At 67.1% G+C, this 644-nt stretch carries 1 pseudogene; it reads left to right on the plus strand.

What is annotated here, in order from left to right:
• Positions 1-644: pseudogene (locus tag ABGB01_RS46035) on the plus strand (DNA-directed RNA polymerase subunit beta); the annotation flags it as partial.

The following is a 644-nucleotide window of genomic DNA, read 5'->3' on the forward strand; positions in this document are numbered from 1 at the left end:
CCTTCGGCTTCGTCGAGACGCCCTACCGCAAGGTCGTCGACGGCAAGGTCACCGACCAGATCGACTACCTCACCGCCGACGAGGAAGACCGTTTCGTCAAGGCGCAGGCCAACACGGTGCTCAACCCTGACGGGTCGTTCGCCGAGGCTCGCGTCCTGGTGCGCACCAAGGGCGGCGAGACCGAGCTCGCCCGTGCCGGGGAGGTCGACTACATCGACGTGTCGCCGCGCCAGATGGTGTCGGTGGCCACGGCGATGATCCCTTTCCTCGAGCACGACGACGCCAACCGGGCGTTGATGGGCGCCAACATGATGCGCCAGTCGGTGCCGCTGCTCAAGAGCGAGGCGCCGCTGGTCGGCACCGGCATGGAATACCGTGCCGCGACCGACACGGGCGACATGGTCAGCGCCGAGAAGGCGGGTGTGGTCGAGGAGGTCTCGGCCGACTACGTCACGGTGCTCAACGACGACGGCACGCAGACGACGTACCGTGTGGCGAAGTTCAAGCGCTCCAACATGGGCACCTCGTTCAACCAGAAGCCCATCGTCGCCGAGGGCGACCGGGTCGAGGTCAACCAGGTGATCGCCGACGGGCCGTGCACCGACCAGGGTGAGATGGCGCTCGGCAAGAACCTGCTGGTGGCG

Origin of the sequence: Nonomuraea sp. B5E05 (genome assembly GCF_039880665.1) — a bacterium.
In the GTDB taxonomy this organism is placed as follows: Bacteria; Actinomycetota; Actinomycetes; order Streptosporangiales; family Streptosporangiaceae; genus Nonomuraea.